Genomic DNA, 590 nt, shown 5'->3' on the forward strand with positions numbered 1-590 from the left:
CCCGCAGCCGCAAGCCGTGTTGCTATTCAGATAGTCGCAGCCTGTGACCGTCTCGCATATCTACCTGAACGAGGCCGACCGGGCCTTGTCCCTGGCACGCGAGAACTGGTGTCCTGCTGGCCGTATGTACTCGTCTATCGCATCGCCGATTCCACGGTCGAAATCCTGCGCATCTCGCACAGTTCTCAAGACCGCTCGACCGCTAACTCGTCTCGAGTTGTGTTTCCTTGTGCTTAGTTATGCCTCCTCAAATATGAGTCAGTTCCTCTGGGGTAGTGTGGACGCTGCCCCATTTTCGTGACCTGTCACATACCTAGCGAGGGTCCGTTGGATGATGCGCCGGACGCCTCACCCGGCCCGTCTCCTACCCCGTTCCATTCTGGCGCATAGCCACGCTCAACAGCCTCTGACCATTCGGCCTCGAACTCAGACCGGGCGGACGGGGAAATGTATTGCAGAACCCCATTAMCCATTTCCTCAAACTGCTGCGCCATGAAGCCTACCMTTTCCCCGACACTCTGAACGCAGGCTTGCAGCCGGTTCTTCCGGGCAACTGTCAGGCCCTCAGCTCACCACCCGCGCCAGTCCCC

The 590-nt window shown here is 59.0% G+C and carries 2 protein-coding genes; one reads left to right on the forward strand and one right to left on the reverse strand.

All coding sequences use genetic code 11. The features are described from left to right. A partial coding sequence (locus KP708_RS15490) for a type II toxin-antitoxin system RelE/ParE family toxin (protein ID WP_215757253.1) occupies positions 1-237 on the forward strand: 237 nt, incomplete at its 5' end. 68 nt (positions 238-305) lie between these two features. On the opposite strand, the gene KP708_RS15495 is transcribed toward KP708_RS15490, so the two are convergent. Continuing rightward, positions 306-494 (reverse strand): hypothetical protein, encoded by a 189-nt coding sequence (locus tag KP708_RS15495; RefSeq protein WP_215757254.1) that lies wholly within the window; start codon positions 492-494, stop codon positions 306-308. Between the last annotated feature and the right edge of the window lie 96 nt (positions 495-590).

The sequence above is a fragment of the Gluconobacter sp. P5H9_a genome (assembly GCF_018812085.1).
Classification (GTDB): Bacteria; Pseudomonadota; Alphaproteobacteria; order Acetobacterales; family Acetobacteraceae; genus Gluconobacter.